The organism is Nonomuraea insulae, assembly GCF_042656245.1.
In genome coordinates this window covers 81,544-98,150 of record NZ_JBHSPA010000060.1, presented here as the reverse complement: position 1 = coordinate 98,150, position 16,607 = coordinate 81,544, and the positions used below count along the sequence as shown (strand labels likewise).

Genomic DNA, 16,607 nt, shown 5'->3' with positions numbered 1-16,607 from the left:
ACCCTGCCTGATAGTTTTCCGGACATGAGCCATCATCGCGCCATAGCGGCGGTCTTCATCGCACATGGAGCCGTAGCGGGCAGCCTGTCCACGCGCATCCCCTGGATCCAGGACCACCTCGGCCTCGATCCCCGCACCCTCGGCCTCGCGCTCCTGTGCCAGCCGATCGGCGCCTTCATCGGGATGCCCATGGCGAGCCGCCTGGCGTACCGGATCGGCGCCCGCACCGCCACCCGCGTGTTGATCGCCCTGTGGTGCGCCGCCCTCGCCCTGCCCGCCCTCTCCCCCGCCCCCATCTGGCTGTTCGCCGCGTTCTTCCTGCTGGGAGGGGCTGCGGGCATGTCGGACGTCACCATGAACGCCCAGGCGGTCGTGCTCGAACGCCGCATGCGCCGCCCGATCATGTCCGGCCTGCACGGCATGTGGGCCATCGGCAGCCTCGGCGCGGCCGGCCTCGGCGCCCTGGCCGCCCAGGCCGGCATCGACGCCCGCCTCCACCTCGGAGCGATGTCAGCGGCCCTGCTCCTGGTCGGCGCCCGCACCGGCCGCGGCCTGCTCGCCGACGACGGCGCCCCAGGCGACGCCCCCGCCCCTCGCCGCTTCGCCCTTCCCACCCGCGGCATCGCCCTCATCGGCGTCGTCGGCTTCTGCGCCACCTTCGCGGAAGGCGCCAGCGCGAACTGGTCGGCCGTCTACATCACCGCCGTCACCGACGCCGGCCCGGGCGTGGGCGCCGCCGGCTACACGGTCTTCATGTTCTTCATGGCCGGCACCCGCCTCCTCGGCGACCGCGTCATCCGCCTCCTCGGACCCGTGATGGCCGTCCGGGCAAGCGGAGCGGTCGCCGCCGTCGGCGGCCTGATCGTCGTCCTGTCCCGCACCCCTGCCCTCGCCATCACCGGTTTCGCCCTGGTCGGGGTGGGCGTGGCGGTGATCGTGCCGCTGGCGATCGCGGCGGCGGGCAACGCGGGCGCGACGCCCGGGGAGGGCGTGGCGGGGATGGCCACGATGACGTACCTGTCGGGCCTCGTCGCCCCGGCCGTGACGGGGTGGGTGGCGGGGGGACTGTCCTATCCCGCGGCGTTCGGGGTGATCACCGGTGTCGTGCTGCTGCTGACCTTGCTGGCCCCCGTCGTCCGCCCCTCCGCCCGCACGTCGCCCTCGGTTCGAGAGCGACAAGGCAGTCTCGTGAGCACGCAGGACCGCTGACGCACCCCCGGCGTGGTACGCTCCCAAGCGAGCGCTTGGTTCACCGTTGAGGGGCGGCCGCCGCATGAAGTTCTCGACCTTCCACCTCTTCCATCGCTTCGACGGGCAGAGTTTCAAGGACGTCTACGACTACCACCTGGAGCTCATCGAACTGGCCGAGGAGCTGGGGTTCGACGGGGTGCGGCTGGCCGAGCACCACTTCCGTGACTACGGGGTGGCGCCCAATCTGTTCACCATGCTCGCCCATGTCGCCGCCCGCACCTCGCGGCTGCGGCTCGGCACCGGCATCGTCGTGCTGCCGCTGCACAATCCCGTGCACGTGGCCGAGGAGGCCGCCCAGGTCGATGTGTTGTCCGGGGGGCGGCTGGAGCTGGGGATCGGGCGGGGTTACCAGAGCTTCGAGTTCGAGGGGTTCGGGATCGATCTGGCGGAGGCGCGGGATCGGTTCAACGAGGCCCTCGAAGTGATCATCGGGCTCTGGACGCAGGAGGCGTACCAGCACGAAGGGAAGTTCTACAAGACCGGCGCCGAGGTGTCGCTCGTGCCCAGGCCGCTGCAGAGCCCGCATCCGCCGCTGCACGTGGCGGCCGTGTCGCCGGAGACCGTGACCATGTACGCCGAGCGTGGTCTGCCCATCCTGGCCGACCCCGCCGCGACGTTCCGCAAGGTCGTGAAGGCGGCCGAGACGTGGCGGGAGACGGCCGCGCAGGCCGGGCATTCGCCGCAGACCGAGCTGGTGGTGGCCAGGAGCGTGTACGTCGCCCCGACCCTGGAGCAGGCCCGCGCCGACCAGGCGCGGTTCGAGGCGTCGTTCGACCGCTCGCGGATCTTCAACGAGCGCAGCGCGCCCATCGATCCCAAGACGGGACGGGCCGCGCAGGGGTTCGAGTACTACCAGGATCGTTACCTCAAAGGCGGCACCCTCTCCCCGGACTTCCGGTGGGAGCAGCTGGAGGTGATCGGGGATCCGGCGCGGGTGATCGAGCAGATCTCGGTGCTCAAGGACGCCGGGTTCAGCAACCTTCTGTGCGACTTCGGCAGCACCCGGCCGATGCCGCTGGAGGAGATGAAGCAGGTCATGCGCTTCTTCGCGACCGAGGTCATGCCGGCGTTCGGAGACCGATCATGATCCACAGCCTGTCGTTGTCAGATGTCCTGGCCGACCATGCGCGCAGCCGTCCCCAGGTGACGGCGGTGGTGGACGGGGAGGTCCGGCTCACCTACCCGGAGCTGGACGCCCGCGTCACCCGGCTGGCCTCCGCCCTCCAGGGGCTGGGGGTCTCCGGCGGTGACCGGGTGGTGTGGCTGGGGCAGAACGCGCACGCGGTGCTGGAGCTGCTGCTGGCCTGCTCCCGGCTGGGCGCCGTCTTCTGCCCGGCCAACTGGCGGCAGGCGGCGGACGAACTGCGTTTCGTGGTGAACGATCTGACCCCGGCGGTCGTGGTCTGGGAGCCGTCCGAGGCCACCACGGCGGTGCGCGACGAGAGCGCCGCCTCCGCCCGGTGGGTGCGGGCGGGCGAGGAGTACGAGCGGCTGGTCGAGGGTGCGGCGGCGCGGGAGTTTCCCCAGGTGGACGATGGTGAGCCGGTTCTCGCGCTCTACACCGCCGCCTTCGCCGGCCGGCCCGGCGCCGCGCTGCTCAGCAGCGCCGCGCTGGTCGCGCACGCCACGTCCCTGCTCGTCGTACGCCAGATGGAGCCGGGCTTCACCTTCCTCAACAACGGGCCGCTCTTCCACGTCGGCACCATGATGTTCTGCCTGGCCACGTTCCAGATCGGCGGCACGAACGTCTTCACCCCCGCCTTCGATCCCGAGGAGGCGTGCCGGTTGATCGACGCCGAGCGGGTGACGCAGGCGTTCCTGTTCGGGCCGATGATCGACGCGGTGGCGAAGGCGAACGCGGACGGCAAGTACGACCTGTCGTCGCTGCGGTTCGTGGCCCACTCCGCCGAGTGGGACGGCATGATCACGGTGGACGACTCCCCGTGGTGCCGGAGCAAGATGGGCGGGTACGGGCAGACCGAGGTGGGCGGCATGCTGACCTTCCTGGGGCTGGCGGAGGGCGGGGCCGGGTTCGCGGGGCGGCCGTCGCCGCTGGTGCAGATACGCATCCTGGCGCCCGGCGGGTCCGAGGTTCCGGCGGGCGAGGTCGGGGAGATCTGCGCCCGCGGCAAGACCCTCTTTTCCGGATATTTCGCCCGGCCCGACTTAAATGCCGAAAAGTCGGCGTATGGCTGGCACCACACCGGCGACCTCGGCCGACGCGAACCCGACGGCACCATCACCTTCATCGGCCCGAAGCTTCGCATGATCAAATCCGGGGCCGAGAACGTCTACCCCGCCGAGGTCGAACGCGCGCTCAAGTCTCACCCCGCCGTCGCCGACGCCGCCGTCATCGGCATCCCGGACCCCGACTGGCACCAGGCGGTCAAGGCCATCGTGACCCTTCGAGCACAGGCCACGGAAGCGGACCTGCTGGAGCACGTCAGGACGTTGCTGGCGTCGTACAAGAAGCCGAAGCGGATCACGTTCGTGGACGAGATCCCCAAGCGCGGCTTCACACCCGACTACGACGCCCTGGACGAGACCCACGGCGGCGGCAACTACCCCGGCGCCTGATCCCGGCCATCCGCACAAGCGCCGGTCAGCGCAGCGGCAGCCCTGCCTCCAGATGTTCCAGGGCCCGGTCGAACTCGGCGAGGGCGTCCAGGTCGCGATCTCTCACCCAGTCGAACCACAGCGCGAACATCACCCCCACGATCGCCCCCGTGACGTTCCTGATCTCCGGATCGTCCGGCTCGCGCCCCTCACGCGCCGCGAGCCGCCCCTGGAGCGTACGAACGACACCGGTGACGTTCTCCATGCTCGCCGCCCACAGCTCGGGCACCGTGAACATGAGGATCTCCCGCTCCACACTGTCGGCGCGCTCCTCCGGCGTCTGCGTGTCGAACACTGTCCGCATGGCCATCCGCACGGCGGAAACAGGACCGGCCCCGGGCGGCACCGCGTCGAGCGCCTCCAGGAAGGGCGGGAACTGGTCCATCAGGATCAGATCCTCTTTGGTGGCGAAATAGCGGAAGACGGTGCTGGGCGCCACCTCCGCCGCCTCGGCGATCTGCTCGACCGTCGTGGCCGTGTATCCCCGCTCACGGAACAGCCGCAGCGCCTCCTTCTGGATCAGCGCCTTCGTCTTGGCCTTCTTCCGTTCACGCAGACTCATGTCACCGCATTCTCGGGGGTATGGCGGCCCGCGTCCACTCACGAGAGATCACCATGTTTCGCTATACAACTCTCATTTGAGAGTCTACTCTCACAATTATGCGATTTCCCATCGAACGCGACCCGCGATGCCCCTTCGACCCGCCCGCCGCGCTGCGCGGCCTGCCGCCGATGAGCCGGCTGGAGTTCGCCGACGGCCATCTGGGCTGGCTGGCCACCACGAGCGAGGCGGCCAGGACCGTGCTGGCCGATCCGAGGTTCAGCGCCAGGCAGGAGCTCAAGCACGTACCCGTGAGGGCGGCCCGCCCCGGCGGCCCCAGCAGCCCGGCCCCGCCCGGGTTCTTCGCCGCCATGGATCCGCCCGAGCACACCCGCTACCGCCGCCTGCTGACCGGCCAGTTCACCGTCCGCAGGATGCGCCTGCTGGAGCCGCGCATCGAGCGCATCACCGCCGACCACCTCGACGCCATGGCCGCCGCGGGCCCTCCCGTCGACCTGGTGACGGCGTTCGCGCTGCCGATCCCGTCCCTGGTCATCTGCGAACTGCTCGGGGTGCCGTACGCCGACCACGTCTTCTTCCAGGAGCGCAGCTCCGACATCGTGCTGCCGGACCGGGACGCGCAGGGCGCGATGGCCGACCTCGGCGCGTACCTCGGCGACCTGATCCGCCGCAAGCGCGCCGACCCCGGCGACGACCTGATCAGCGGCCTGACCGGGGAGCTCACGGACGAGGAGCTGACCAACGTCGCCATGATCCTGCTCGTCGCGGGCCACGAGACGACCGCCAACATGCTGGCACTCGGGGTGTTCGCGCTGCTGCGGAACGGCGTCCCGTACGAGGAGAACGCCGTCGAGGAGCTGCTGCGGTGGTTGTCGGTCCTGCAGGTCGGCGCGCCGAGCAGGGCCGCGCTGGAGGACGTCGAGGTGGCGGGCACGAAGGTCGGCAAGGGTGAGACGGTCGCGATGTCCCTGGCGGCGATCAACCGCGACGATGCCGTGTTCGACGACCCCGACGAGCTGCGCCCGGACCGCCAGGAGGCGCGCCGGCACCTCTCGTTCGGCCATGGCGTGCACCAGTGCCTGGGCCAGCAGCTCGCCAGGAACGAGCTGCGCATCGGCTACCGGGCGCTGTTCGAGCGCTTCCCCGGCCTGCGCCTGGCCGTGCCCGCGGCGGACGTCCCGCTGAAGCAGGACGCCGCCGTGTACGGGGTCGCGTGCCTCCCCGTCACCTGGTGACCGTCAGACGCCCGAGCTCCGGCGATCACAGGATCGCCAGCGGGGTGAGCGGGCTGCCGGTGCCGCCCTCGATCCGCAGCGGCGCCGCCACGAACACGAACTCGCTACGCCCGGCCGCCGCCAGCTCCTCCAGCCAGAGCATCTCGATCAGGTGAATGCCGTGCCGGTGGAGCAGCACGAGGTGCAGGTCGTCCTCCAGGGATTCGTCGGCCATGCCCCGCCCGTTGAGCCCCCCGATCGCGGCGTTGTCGGAGGCGACGGCGGCCACGTCTTGCGCGGCCAGCCACCGCCCCGCCTCCGCCGACAACCCCGGCTGTCCCGACCAGTACTCCGCGCGCGAACGTTCCCACACCACCGGCCATCCCGTACGGACGACCGCCACGTCCCCGGGGCGCGGCGTGGCGATCTCCTCCAGCAGCCCCGCCGGGATGCGATGCCCGGCGGGCAGATGGTCGAGGCCGAGGTGCCCGGGCACGTCGTACAACACCCCCCTGGCCACCACCCCGCCCACGTGCTCGATGCCGCACCTCGTCGCGCCATAGGAGCGGACCCGGGCGGCCGGGTGGCCGTTGTACAGCTCGTCGCCGGACCACATGTGGCACAGCGCGTCCATGTGGGTCGTGGTGCCGTGGTGGGTGACGATCAGGGCGTCGTCGGCCACCCGCAGGCCCTCCCCGATCGGCCGGGCTCCTGCCGCGTAGTCGCCGCCGTCCACGGACATGAAGTGTTGCGGCAGCGGGCGGCCCTGGAGGTGCGGGACCGTGCCGGGGGCTGGTGAGGAGGTAGCGCCCCTGATCGGCATGGCCAGGCTCAGCACCTCGCCCGTGGTGGCGCTGCGCAGGGCGTCGAGGACCACGGCCGGCTTGAGGAGGTTGAGGGTGCCACGCTGATCGTCTGGGCCGAATCGTCCCCAGTTGTTAGGCTCGGGTACCAAGTAAGCGCTTCCTTTCCCTGCGGAGGTCTGATGCACTGCGATCCTCGGTTCTCCCGCGTACGCGAGGTCTTCGAGCGGAATTTCGCCGACGGCGAGGAGCTGGGCGCGGCCTTCGCCGTCCACCTGGACGGCGAGCTGGTCGTGGACCTGTGGGACGGGGTCGCCGACCGGAACACCGGGCGGCCCTGGGAGTCCGGCACGCCCGCCTTCGCCTACTCCTGCACCAAGGCGATCACCGCCGCCGTGCTGCTGCAGCTCGCGGAGCGGGGACTGGTGGAGGTGAACGCGCCGGTCGCCGACGTGTGGCCGGAGTTCGCGGCGGGCGGCAAGGGGGCGATCACCGTCGAGCAGTTGCTCAGCCACCAGGCCGGGTTGCCGGTGGTGGAGGAGCTGGTGCCGGTGGAGGAGTTCGAGGACCACCCGGCGATCGCGGCCCGGCTCGCCCGCCAGGAGCCGCTGTGGGAGCCGGGGGCGGCGCACGGGTATCACGCGCTGACCTACGGGTTCCTGGTGGGGGAGGTGGTCAGGCGGGTCACGGGGAAGTCGGTGGGTGAGCTGGTGGCGGCCGAGATCGCCGGGCCGCTGGGGCTGGAGCTGTGGGTGGGGGCGCCGGACCCGGTGATCGCCCGTACGGCGCGGCTCAAAGCAGGCGAACGCTCCCAGCCCGGCGCCACCGAGAGCGCCGCGCGTCCGCAGAAGGCCGCGCCCTCGCAGGATGGCGCCGAGACGGCTGAGAGCCCGCAGGAAGGCGCCGCGCGTCCGCAGGATGTGCTGGCCGAGATGGCCAAGGCCGCGCTCGACCCGCACAGCCTGATGAACAGGGCGCTCGGCAACCCCGGCATGCACCTGCTCAAGGGCGGCGCGAACAACCCGGTGATCCTGCGCGCGGGCTGGCCGGCCGCCGGGGTCGTGACCACGGCCAGAGGGCTGTCCGGGTTCTACCGCGCGCTGGTCGCCGGCGAGCTCCTGCGCCCCGAGACGCTCAGGGAGGCCCTGCGGCCCCGGGTGAACGGCCCCGACCGGGTGTTGTACCTGAACACGTCGTTCGGGCTGGGGTTCATGCGGCCGTCGATGACGTTCCCGCTGCCGTCCCCGAGCGCGTTCGGCCATTCGGGCATGGGCGGCGCCATCGGACTGGGCGACCCGGAGCGCGGCCTGGCCGTCGGGTACGTGATGAACAAGATGGCCGACGCGATCTCCGGCAACCTGCGCGGGCTGCGCCTGGTGCAGGCCGTCTACGACTCCCTCTGAGCGGGTCATTGCATGGTCACGCCGCCGCTCACCGACAGGGTCTGGCCGGTGATGTAGGCGGCGCGATCCGTACAGAGGTAGGCGACCAGGCCCGCCACGTCGGCGGGGGTGCCGAGGCGGCGCAGCGGGATGGCGCGGGCGATCTTGTCGACCAGCCCCGGGTCGGCCGCCGACACGCGGCGCAGCATGGGGGTGTCAATCGGGCCGGGGCAGACGACGTTGGAGGTGACGTGGGCTCTGGCGGCCTCGCGGGCGAGCGTCTTGGCCAGGCCGAACAGCCCCGCCTTGGTCGCCGCGTACGCCCCCTCGCCGCCTGACCCGGCCCTGGCCCCGTCGGAGGAGATGAAGACGAGCCGCCCCCAGCCCCTGGCGATCATGCCGGGCAGCAGCAGCTTGGTCAGCAACATCGGCCCGCGCAGGTTGACCTGCCACATGAGGTCCCAGCCCGCCGGGTCGCTCTCGGTGAACGGTTCCACGATCGCCACCCCGGCGTTGTGCACCAGGACGTCCACCTCCCCCACCGTGCCCGCGAACTCCTCCACGGCGGCGGGCGAGGTCAGGTCCACGGCCGACGCCCGCGCGTGGGGAAGGCCGGCCGCGACCTTCGAGGCGTTCGGCAGGTCCACGTCGGCGAGCACCACCCGGGCCCCGAGCGCGGTCAGGTCGGTGGCGATGGCCGCGCCGATCGCGCCCGCTCCCCCGGTCACCACCGCCACGCGCCCGTCCAGGCGCAGCCCGTCCATCACTTCCACGCCTCCACCAGGTCCGCCGTGGTGGCGCGGGTGGCGAGGAGGCTGATCGTGTGCTTCAGCACGGCCCGCGCGTAGTCCTCGGGGATGCCCGCCACCGCGTCCGTGACCACGGTCACCCGGTAGCCCAGGTTGACCGCCTCCAGCACCAGGCCGGGGATGCCCAGGTTGAGCGAGACCCCGAGCGCGACCACGGCCGATACGCCCAGCGAGCGCAGCGTCATGTCGAGCGAGGTGCCGGTGAACGGGGAGAAGCCGTGGTAGCGCCGGCTCTCCAGGTCGTCGTCCCACAGGTCGGGGAGGACCTCGACGGCGGCCGTACCCTCCAGCATGTGCGCCGGGTCCTTGAGCAGGGAGACGATGAACGGGCAGTTGTCCGTGTGAGAGCCGGCCCGGTCCGGCCGGAAGGCGGCCGTGCAGTGGATCACCGGCAGGTCCGCCTGCCGGGCCGCCTGGAGCAGGCGGGCGGCGTTCGCGAACACGTCGTGGCGGGCGCACGCATCCACCAAGTCCGGAAATTTCGTTAAATCGCCGACGACACCCCGCTGCATCTCCATCACCAGCACCGCCACGCGCCCCACCGGCGACCTCCACCACTCTTAGCCGAGCGCTTGCTTGGCGGCAGCATAACACCAGCACTCACCGTCATCTCCGATTAACGCGGGGCGAAATATCTCCGGTCGTGACAACCCGAACCCCGGGTGAGACCGTCGAACCCAAGACGGCTGCCCTATGGGGGGTACGACTTGGTCCCTGGTTACCGTGAAGTCCGCCAGCTCGGCTCCGGCCGCACCGGCCGTGTCTTCCTCGCCACCTACCAGTCCACCGGCGCGTACGTGGCCATCAAGTACCTCAACGCCACCCTGCGCCGCGACACCGAGTTCATGGACCGTTTCCGGTCCGACACCCACAACCTCGTCGAGATCGACGACCCGAACGTGGTGCGGCTGTACGAGTACGTCGAGACCGCCACCAGGGCGGCCCTGGTCACGGAGCTGGTGGACGGGGTGTCACTGCGCACGTTGCTGGCCGAGCACGGCAGGACCAGCCCGGAGGCGGCGCTGGCCGTGGTCAAGAGCACGCTGCTGGCCCTGGCCGCCGCGCACGAGCGAGGGGTGCCGCACCGGGACGTCAAACCGGACAACATCCTGGTCCAGGCCGACGGCACCGGCAAGCTGAGCGACTTCGGCGTCGTGGTGCACGCCGAGGAGCCCGGGGTTCCCGCGGGGAGTCCCGCGTACATGTCGCCGGAGTTGTGGACGCAGGGACGGGCGGGGCCTTCCGCGGACGTGTACGCGGCGGCCTGCGTGTTGTTCGAGGCGGTCAGGGGCCGGCCGCCGTACCGCGCGTACAAGGAGGGCGGGGACGGCGGCGAATCCGACGCCGCCGCGCTGCGGGACAAGCACCTGGTGGAGCCGGTTCCGCTGGAGGTGGCGCCCGAGTCGCTGCGCGACCTGCTCAGGCGCGGGCTGGCCAAGGATCCGGCGGTCAGGTACGCCTCGGCCCTGGAGTTCGCGTCGGAGCTGGAGGAGGACGCCCTGGCCGGGTACGGCCCCGACTGGGAGAAACGCGGGCGGCGTCACCTGGCGGAGCAGGCCACGATGCTCGCCCTCCGCTTCCCGCTGGCCAGGACCGACGCCCCCGTGGCGGCCGGGCTGCGGGACCGGCTGCCCAGGCTCCCGCCGCAGGTCTGGGTGGCGGGGGCGGCGGTGCTGGCGGCGGTGATCGCGATCATGATGTCCGGCGGCCGGTTCCCTCCCGGGCCCGGGACCATCCTGATGCCGCCGCCCAGGACCCAGAGCGAGCCCACGCCCGAAGCGGCCACCACCTCCTCGACGCCCACCGCCCCCGCTCCCAGACGCACCACGCGCCCACCGCCCCAGCCCACCCCCACTCCCCCGCCGCCCACCCGTAGCGGGCAGGGCAACACCGCCGCGCCCCTCTCCACCACCGTGCGCTCCGCCGGCATCCTGCGGTGGAACGGCACGGCGGGGACGATCGCGGTCTCGGTGGAGGGCACGGGGGCGGTGCGGCTGCGGATCTCGTACACGCGCAGGGACGGGGAGGGCGGCGCGGCCAGGACCGTACGCCAGGAGACCCGCACGTTACGCGGCGACACCGCCTACACCGCCTCCGTCACGCATGACCCGGGAGGGGTGGGGTGCGGCGAGCGGGCGTACGCCGGCCTCCTGGTGATGACGGAACCGGCCGCCGGGAACGGGCCGCAGGTGAGCGAGGCGGCGCTGAACGGGCCCGCCTGCCCCGCGCCGACCACGACCCGACCCGCTCCCACCGCGACCCACTCCGCCCCGCCCACCCCGACTCCGGAACCTGCCACCTCGCTCGCCCCGGCCCCCACGCCGACCGCCTCGGACCCGCCGGCGGCCCTGCCGTCCGGCACGGTTCTCCGCAGCTCGGACGAACCGCCGGAAGAGCCCTCGCAGAAGCCCTCGGACGGCCCCTCTGAGGAGCTCTCGGGCGGCCCCTCTGAGGAGCTCTCGGAGAAGCCCTCTGACGAGCCATCGGAAGAGCCATCGGGCGCGCCGCTCCTGCCCGCGACCCCTGAGCCGTCCGAGGGCCTTGTCGACGTACCAAGCGTGCGCTAGCTTGGCAGCGATGAGCGGTGACACCTCTGCCTACTGGGCCGCCTGCGGGCGCGGCGAGCTGGTCATCCAGCGCTGCACGACCTGCGAGCGCCGCATCCACCTCCCCGAGCCGGCCTGCCCATGGTGCGGCGGCCAGGGGCTCGTCTTCGACCTGGTCTCCGGCGACGGCGTCGTGCACACCTACACGGTCGTGCACCGCTCCTTCACTCCCGGGTACCGTGGCCGCGAACCCTACGTCATGGCCTGGGTGGACCTGCCGGAAGGCGTGCGCGCGTTCGGGCACGTGGTGGGCTGCCCGCCGGAGCAGGTGCGCGTCGGCCTCCCGGTACGCGTGACGTTCCTCGACGACCTGCCCCATTGGAGGCCCGCGTGAAGCTCGGCAACGTGCTCATCCCCGTCGCGAACCTGGACGAGGCCATCGCCTTCTACGACCTGCCGGTGAAGTTCCGCGACGGCGACCGGTTCGCCGCGCTCGACGGTGGCGGGGTCACCGTGGCGCTGGCGGGGCCTGAGGAGCACGTCACCGCGTCGGCCGCGCCGTCGTACAAGGTGGACGACGTCGCGCGGACCGTGCGGGAGATGACGGGGCGCGGGGCCGAGGTGGTGCGCGAGCCCGAGGCCGGGCCGCACGAGACGCGGGCCGTGCTGCGCGATCCCTCGGGAAACGTCTTCGTGCTCTATTCGCCCCTCTGATGTGGAGGCACCCCCCATGGCACGATCCCTCTACGGCAACTACGGCCACGCGATCCTGACCGCCGCGGCGCTGCGCACGCCCGACCGGGTGGCGCTGACGTACTGCGGCACGCAGTCCTTCACCTACGACCAGCTCAACAGGAACGTCAACCGCCGCGCCAACGCCCTCCTCGCGGCCGGGATCACGCCGGGCAGGCGGGTGGCGGCGCTGCTCAACGAGACGCTGCGGGTGGCGGAGGTCTACCTGGCGCAGGCCAAGATCGGGGCGGTGACGGCGGCGCTGAACCCGTACTGGCCGGTGGAGACGCTGCGGGAGGTGGTGGCGGCCTCCGGGTGCACGGCTTTCGTGTACGACGCGACCGTGGAGTCCGTGATCGAGGGGATCAGGCCGGCCCTGCCGGAGGTGACCACCTGGATCGACGTGACGGACCTGGCCGAGGGGCCGGACGACGAGCCGCCGTTAGCCGGGTTCCACGACGACGCGCTGGCGCTCTACTACACCTCGGGGACGACCGGGCTGCCCAAGGCCGTCACGCACACGCACGCGTCGTCGCTGGCCACGGCCCAGATCTGGCTGGACGTGCCGCGCGGGCCCGACGCGGTGTTCGGCACGGGCGCGATCATCTGGGGCATCGGCTTCCCCGCGATCGCCGGGCCCGCCCTGTACGCGGGAATGCGGCTGGTGCTGGAGCAGGACTGGGGACCGGCGAACTTCCTGCGCGTCGTCCCCCGCGAACGGGTCACGCATCTGTCGCAGATCCCCTCGTTCTACTCGGCCCTGCTGGCCTCCTCCGACCACGAGCGGGTGGACCTGTCGTCGATCCGGGTGATCATGCTGGGCGGGGAGCCGCTGACCGCCACCATGCTCGACCGGATCAAGGCCAGGCTGCCGGAGGCGGGCGTCTACTCCTACTACGGGCAGACCGAGGCCCCGTACACGTGCATGGGACGGGTGGACGACGGCTCCACGCCGCTCGGGTCCTCGGGACGCGCCCGTACGGGGAACGCGGTGCGGATCACCGGCCCCCAGGGGAACCGGGTGATCGACGAGGTCGGCGAGATCAACCTGGCCGGGCCGCACCGGATGGCCGGATACGACGGCCTGCCCGACAGGACGGCCGAGGTGCTGCGCGGCGAGTGGTACGTGGGCGGCGACCTCGGAACGCTCTCCGACGACGGCGTGCTGCGCGTGCTCGGCCGGCGGGAGGACTCGATACTCAAGGGCGGCGTCTGGACCCAGCCGGTCGTGATCGAGGAGGCGGCCTCGGCGCTGGACGGGGTGGCCGAGGCCGGGGCGGTCGGGGTGCCCGAGGGGGCGGTGGAGCAGGAGGTGCTGCTGGCCGTCGTACCCAGGGCCGGGCACACGCTCGACGCCTCCAAGCTGGCGCTGGCCCTGGCCGACATGTTGCCCGCCCACCAGCGTCCCGACCACATCGTGGTGGCCGGCGAGCTGCCGCACTCCCAGGACGCCTCCGGCGGACCCGGCAAGCTGCTGCGCAGGAAGATCCGAGAGCTGCTCGGGTGAGCGCGTACGAGCACGAGGTCAAGGCGCTGATCAGCGAGGCCGGGGTGCCGGTCCCACGCGGCGTGGTGGTGCGCCTTCCGGACGTCGAGAGCCCAGGAGCGGCTCCGGAGCTGGACATCGGAGCAGGCTCAGGAGCGGCTCCGGAGCTGGACGTCAGGGCAGGGTCAGGAGCGGCTCCGGGGCTGGAGGTCAGAGCAGGCTCAGGAGCGGCTGGGAAGCTGGACTTCGGGGCGGCTCGGGAGCTGGCCGGGCCGCTGGTGCTGAAGGCGTTCGGCCCTGGGCTGGTGCACAAGTCCGAGGCCGGGGCCGTGGTGCTGGGGCTGCGTTTCGAGGACCTGGCGGGCGCGGCGGCCGAGATGGCGGCCCGGCTGGACCCCGCCGGGTTCCTGGTGGAGGAGCAGGCCGAACCCGGGGTCGAGCTGATCGTCGGGCTCGTGCGGGATCCGGCGTTCGGTCCTGTGCTGCTGACCGGGCTGGGCGGGGTGTGGACGGAAGCCCTCAGGGACACGGCACTACGGCTCTGCCCGATCACGGACGGGGACGCGCGGCGCATGCTGGCGTCCCTGCGCGGGGCCGGGCTGCTGGACGGGTGGCGCGGCGGGCCGCCGGTGGACGTGGACGCGGTGGTCAAGCTGCTCATGACCGTCGGCGGGCCAGGAGGGTTGTGGGAGCGGCTGGAGCTGGGCGAGTTCGAGCTGAACCCGGTCATCGCCGGGCCCTCGGGGGTGATCGCGGTCGATGCCCGATACGTGCCGGACCGGCCGCCCGACACCGCGAGCGACAGCACGGCCCCCCGCGCGACGACCGCCCGTGCGGCGGACTCCCGTGCGACGGGCCCCCGTGTGACGGACTCCCGTGTGACGGACTCCCGTGTGACGGACTCCCGTGTGACGGACTCCCGTGTGACGGACTCCCGTGCAACGGACTCCCGTGCAACGGACTTCCGGTTGCTTTTCGAGCCGCGGGCCGTGGCCGTCGTCGGGGCGTCCACGTCCAGGGCGAACTTCGGGAACATGTTCCTCGGCTTCTACCAGGCCGCGGGCGTCCCGCTGGTGGCCGTACACCCCACTGCGGCCGAGGTGGCCGGGGTGCCCGCCGTGCCCTCGCTGGAGCGGGCCGACGTGGACTACGCCCTGGTCGCGGTGCCCGCCGAGCGGTGTGCCGAGGTGGTGCGGCAGGCGCGCGGGGTGCCGTTCGTCCAGGTGATGAGCGGCGGCTTCGGGGAGGCGGGACGGCCGGAGCTGGAGGAGGAGCTGGTCGCGGCGGCGCGGGCGGCGGGAACGCGACTGCTCGGGCCCAACTGCATGGGCGTGTACTGCCCGCGAGGCCGTCAGACGTTCGTCGGCGGCGGGATGGGACCGGCCGGGACGGTCGCGCTGATCTCGCAGAGCGGTGGGCTGGCGGGCGAGGTGATCAAGGTCGGCGAGCGGCGCGGGCTGGCCTTCAGCCGGGTCGTCACGGTCGGGAACGCGGCCGACGTCACCCCGGCCGAGCTGCTGCGCTGGCTCGCCGCGGACGACGAGACGCGGGCGGTCGGGTTGTACCTGGAGGACCCGCGTGACGGGCGCGAGCTGTACACGGCGCTGCGGGAGGCCGGCCTGCCCGTGGTGCTGCTGGTCGGCGGGCGCACCGGGCAGGGACAGCGGGCGGCGGCCTCGCACACGGGCGGCCTGGTGAGCGACCGGCGGATCTGGGAGGCGGTGGCCGAGCAGGCGGGCGCGGCGCTGGTGTCCGGTCAGGACGAGCTGATCGGGGTGCTGGCGTACTTCCAGGCGCACGGCGAACGCGTCACCTCCGGGAACCGGGTGCTGGTGGTGGGGCCGAGCGGGGGCGCGAGCGTGCTGGCCGCGGACGCGTTCGACCTGGCCGGGGTCCGGCTCGACCCGCTGCCGGACGACCGTCTGGAGGCGCTGCGCGGGCTCGGGGTGGTGGCGGCGGGCAATCCGCTCGAAGTGCCCGTGGGGCCGCTGGGCCGGGCCGGGCTGGTGGCCGAGGTGATCGACGCGCTCGGGGTGCCGTACCGGGATGTGGTGGCGCACGTGAACGTTCAGGCCTTCTTCACGTACGGAACCGCGCCCGAACCCCTGTACGCCTGCACGCGCGCCCTCGCGGGAGCCCAGGCCGCGCACCCCGGCACCAGGATCACCCTGGTCACCAGGAACGGCGAGTGCGCGCCCCCGGGCGTCGAGGACGAGGTCGGGCGGATCGCGGCGGCGGCGGGAATCCCCGTCTACCGGACGATGGAGGCGGCCGCGGTGGCCGTCGCGGCAGGAGGACGTCATGGGTCTGCTTGACGGCAAGGTCGCGCTGATCACCGGCGGGGCGCGGGGCATGGGCGAGGCGCACGTGCGGCTGTTCCTGGAGGAGGGGGCGCGCGTGGTCTTCGGGGACGTGCTGGAGGAGGAGGGCAAGGCGCTGGCGGAGGAGACCGGGGCGACGTACGTGCGGCACGACGTCGCGAGCCAGGAGGAGTGGGGCCGGGCCGTGGGGACGGCTGAGGAGTTGTACGGCAGGCTCGACATCCTGATCAACAACGCCGGGATCCTGAAATTTCGGCGCATCGCCGATATGTCGCTCGAAGACTTCGATCAGGTGATCGGCGTGAACCTCAAGGGCACCTGGCTGGGCATCAAGTCGGTCATCGAGCCCATGAAGGCGGCCGGGCGCGGCTCGATCGTGAACATCTCCTCGATCGAGGGGTTCGTCGGGGCCGAGGGGTTGTCGGCGTACTCGGCCTCGAAGTTCGGCGTGCGCGGCATCACCAAGTCGGCGGCGCGGGAGCTGGCCAGGTTCAAGATCCGGGTGAACTCGGTGCACCCCGGCGCGATCAACACCTCGATGGCCCTGGACCCCGACATGATGAACGAGGTCGACGCCGACGCGTTCGTGAAGTCCATGGTCATGAAGCGCTTCGCCAAGCCCGTGGAGGTGTCGCACGTGGTGGCCTTCCTGGCCTCGAACCGGGCCAGCTACTGCACGGGCAGCGAGTTCACCGTGGACGGGGGCCTGACGACGGGCGCAGGATACTAAGATCTCACCACAAGGTAGATCTTTTAGTGTTAAACCACCTAGGCCCGGACATTTCTGGCAGCATCCTGACCTGCGGCTTTTACCCCCAGGAGGGCAACAGTCTCCCTGGGGATGTGCTTGAGCTGGGGTTACAACACGATAACCTCACTCTTCCC

Annotated in this window: 15 protein-coding genes; 11 read left to right on the top strand and 4 right to left on the bottom strand. The window is 71.9% G+C overall.

Features of this window, described 5'->3' with window-relative positions:
• Window positions 1-24: 24 nt before the first annotated feature.
• The 3 genes from ACFPZ3_RS45170 (at window position 25) to ACFPZ3_RS45160 (ending at window position 3,828) form a co-directional block, all read left to right on the top strand.
• Window positions 25-1,209 (top strand): MFS transporter, encoded by a 1,185-nt coding sequence (locus ACFPZ3_RS45170; protein ID WP_379520567.1) that lies wholly within the window; start codon window positions 25-27, stop codon window positions 1,207-1,209.
• Window positions 1,210-1,273: 64 nt separating this feature from the next.
• Window positions 1,274-2,338 (top strand): LLM class flavin-dependent oxidoreductase, encoded by a 1,065-nt coding sequence (locus tag ACFPZ3_RS45165; RefSeq protein ID WP_379520566.1) that lies wholly within the window; start codon window positions 1,274-1,276, stop codon window positions 2,336-2,338.
• A complete protein-coding gene (locus ACFPZ3_RS45160; RefSeq protein ID WP_379520565.1) occupies window positions 2,335-3,828 on the top strand; it encodes an AMP-binding protein in 1,494 nt (497 codons plus the stop codon). Before ACFPZ3_RS45165 ends, ACFPZ3_RS45160 begins: the two co-directional genes overlap by 4 nt.
• 25 nt (window positions 3,829-3,853) lie before the next feature.
• On the opposite strand, the gene ACFPZ3_RS45155 is transcribed toward ACFPZ3_RS45160, so the two are convergent.
• Window positions 3,854-4,429 carry a TetR/AcrR family transcriptional regulator gene (locus ACFPZ3_RS45155; RefSeq protein WP_379520564.1) on the bottom strand — a complete coding sequence of 192 codons (576 nt, stop codon included), beginning with the start codon at window positions 4,427-4,429 and terminating at the stop codon, window positions 3,854-3,856.
• A gap of 98 nt (window positions 4,430-4,527) precedes the next feature.
• On the opposite strand from ACFPZ3_RS45155, the gene ACFPZ3_RS45150 reads away from it, so the two are divergent.
• Entirely contained in the window at window positions 4,528-5,664 is a 1,137-nt protein-coding gene (locus ACFPZ3_RS45150; RefSeq protein ID WP_379520563.1) for a cytochrome P450, read from the top strand.
• 25 nt (window positions 5,665-5,689) lie between these two features.
• Here the strand turns inward: ACFPZ3_RS45150 and ACFPZ3_RS45145 are convergent, their stop codons facing one another.
• A complete protein-coding gene (locus tag ACFPZ3_RS45145) occupies window positions 5,690-6,598 on the bottom strand; it encodes a cyclase family protein (RefSeq protein WP_379520562.1) in 909 nt (302 codons plus the stop codon).
• A 30-nt stretch (window positions 6,599-6,628) separates the two neighbouring features.
• Between ACFPZ3_RS45145 and ACFPZ3_RS45140 the strand changes: the two genes are divergently transcribed.
• Complete coding sequence (locus ACFPZ3_RS45140) at window positions 6,629-7,849, top strand: serine hydrolase domain-containing protein (protein WP_379520561.1); 1,221 nt, start codon at window positions 6,629-6,631, stop codon at window positions 7,847-7,849.
• Window positions 7,850-7,854: 5 nt separating this feature from the next.
• Here ACFPZ3_RS45140 and ACFPZ3_RS45135 read toward each other — a convergent pair whose 3' ends face one another.
• On the bottom strand, window positions 7,855-8,592 hold the full coding sequence (locus ACFPZ3_RS45135) for an SDR family NAD(P)-dependent oxidoreductase (RefSeq protein WP_379520589.1): 738 nt from the start codon (window positions 8,590-8,592) through the stop codon (window positions 7,855-7,857).
• Window positions 8,592-9,179: a cysteine hydrolase family protein gene (locus ACFPZ3_RS45130; RefSeq protein WP_379520560.1), complete on the bottom strand. Its 588-nt coding sequence runs from the start codon at window positions 9,177-9,179 to the stop codon at window positions 8,592-8,594. The genes ACFPZ3_RS45135 and ACFPZ3_RS45130 overlap by 1 nt, the downstream gene beginning before the upstream one ends.
• Before the next feature lie 165 nt (window positions 9,180-9,344).
• Here ACFPZ3_RS45130 and ACFPZ3_RS45125 point away from each other — a divergent pair, with 165 nt between their 5' ends.
• The 6 genes from ACFPZ3_RS45125 to ACFPZ3_RS45100 are packed head-to-tail and all read left to right on the top strand — an operon-like array spanning window position 9,345 to window position 16,452.
• Window positions 9,345-11,204, top strand: coding sequence for a serine/threonine-protein kinase (locus ACFPZ3_RS45125; protein ID WP_379520559.1), 1,860 nt, complete (start codon window positions 9,345-9,347; stop codon window positions 11,202-11,204).
• Window positions 11,205-11,214: 10 nt separating this feature from the next.
• Window positions 11,215-11,577: a Zn-ribbon domain-containing OB-fold protein gene (locus ACFPZ3_RS45120; protein ID WP_379520558.1), complete on the top strand. Its 363-nt coding sequence runs from the start codon at window positions 11,215-11,217 to the stop codon at window positions 11,575-11,577.
• Window positions 11,574-11,897, top strand: a complete 324-nt coding sequence (locus ACFPZ3_RS45115) for a VOC family protein (RefSeq protein ID WP_379520557.1) — start codon at window positions 11,574-11,576, stop codon at window positions 11,895-11,897. Before ACFPZ3_RS45120 ends, ACFPZ3_RS45115 begins: the two co-directional genes overlap by 4 nt.
• A 16-nt stretch (window positions 11,898-11,913) precedes the next feature.
• On the top strand, window positions 11,914-13,422 hold the full coding sequence (locus ACFPZ3_RS45110; protein ID WP_379520556.1) for a class I adenylate-forming enzyme family protein: 1,509 nt from the start codon (window positions 11,914-11,916) through the stop codon (window positions 13,420-13,422).
• Window positions 13,419-15,716 (top strand): acetate--CoA ligase family protein, encoded by a 2,298-nt coding sequence (locus ACFPZ3_RS45105; protein WP_379520555.1) that lies wholly within the window; start codon window positions 13,419-13,421, stop codon window positions 15,714-15,716. Before ACFPZ3_RS45110 ends, ACFPZ3_RS45105 begins: the two co-directional genes overlap by 4 nt.
• Window positions 15,703-16,452, top strand: a complete 750-nt coding sequence (locus tag ACFPZ3_RS45100; protein ID WP_379520554.1) for a glucose 1-dehydrogenase — start codon at window positions 15,703-15,705, stop codon at window positions 16,450-16,452. The genes ACFPZ3_RS45105 and ACFPZ3_RS45100 overlap by 14 nt, the downstream gene beginning before the upstream one ends.
• The last annotated feature ends 155 nt before the right edge of the window (window positions 16,453-16,607 follow it).

Excerpts from the sequence above, each read along its gene's own strand:
- ACFPZ3_RS45170 (WP_379520567.1), top strand. The coding sequence starts at position 25 with ATGAGCCATCATCGCGCCATAGCGGCGGTCTTCATCGCACATGGAGCC.
- ACFPZ3_RS45120 (WP_379520558.1), top strand. The coding sequence starts at position 11,215 with ATGAGCGGTGACACCTCTGCCTACTGGGCCGCCTGCGGGCGCGGCGAG.
- ACFPZ3_RS45100 (WP_379520554.1), top strand. The coding sequence starts at position 15,703 with ATGGGTCTGCTTGACGGCAAGGTCGCGCTGATCACCGGCGGGGCGCGG.
- ACFPZ3_RS45150 (WP_379520563.1), top strand. The coding sequence starts at position 4,528 with ATGCGATTTCCCATCGAACGCGACCCGCGATGCCCCTTCGACCCGCCC.
- ACFPZ3_RS45140 (WP_379520561.1), top strand. The coding sequence starts at position 6,629 with ATGCACTGCGATCCTCGGTTCTCCCGCGTACGCGAGGTCTTCGAGCGG.
- ACFPZ3_RS45110 (WP_379520556.1), top strand. The coding sequence starts at position 11,914 with ATGGCACGATCCCTCTACGGCAACTACGGCCACGCGATCCTGACCGCC.
- ACFPZ3_RS45155 (WP_379520564.1), bottom strand. The coding sequence starts at position 4,429 with ATGAGTCTGCGTGAACGGAAGAAGGCCAAGACGAAGGCGCTGATCCAG.
- ACFPZ3_RS45165 (WP_379520566.1), top strand. The coding sequence starts at position 1,274 with ATGAAGTTCTCGACCTTCCACCTCTTCCATCGCTTCGACGGGCAGAGT.
- ACFPZ3_RS45135 (WP_379520589.1), bottom strand. The coding sequence starts at position 8,592 with ATGGACGGGCTGCGCCTGGACGGGCGCGTGGCGGTGGTGACCGGGGGA.
- ACFPZ3_RS45160 (WP_379520565.1), top strand. The coding sequence starts at position 2,335 with ATGATCCACAGCCTGTCGTTGTCAGATGTCCTGGCCGACCATGCGCGC.